The organism is Streptomyces sp. CLV115, from assembly GCF_038448545.1.
In the GTDB taxonomy this organism is placed as follows: domain Bacteria; phylum Actinomycetota; class Actinomycetes; order Streptomycetales; family Streptomycetaceae; genus Streptomyces; species Streptomyces sanglieri.
Map to the genome: position 1 here is coordinate 1 of NZ_JBCEWQ010000396.1, position 466 is coordinate 466.

The 466-nt window shown below is 69.3% G+C and carries 1 protein-coding gene; it reads right to left on the bottom strand.

The genetic code is table 11. From position 1 onward, the window contains the following. Window positions 1-466 (bottom strand): CurL C-terminal domain-containing protein (locus tag AADR41_RS42330; protein ID WP_342287805.1); only part of this gene is annotated, 466 nt, incomplete at both ends.

Below are 466 nucleotides of genomic sequence, written 5' to 3' on the forward strand. Positions count from 1 at the left end.
TCCGCGACGGGCCGGTCCTCCACCAGGGCCCGCAGACCCGCAAGCAACTCCTCCCGGTCACTGCCGAGCACCACCGCACGGTGCTCGAACACCGACCGCCCCGTCGCCAGGGAAAACCCCACATCACTGGGTTCCGTTTCCGGCCGGTCCTTCACGAACGCGGCGAGGTTCCCCGCCTGTTCGCGGAGCGCGTCTGCTGATTTGGCGGAGAGTATCCACGGGACAACCCCCGCACCCGGTACCGGGGTCGGCAGCGGGGTCGGTGCTGGCTGGGTGTTCTGTTCCGTGTCGGGGACGGGGGTTTGTTCGAGGATGATGTGGGCGTTGGTGCCGGAGATTCCGAAGGAGGAGACCGCGGAGCGGCGGGGGCGGTCGGTCCGGGGCCAGGGGCGTTGTTCGGTGAGGAGTTCCACGGCTCCGCTGGTCCAGTCGACGTGCGGGGTGGGCTCGTCGATGTGGAGGGTTC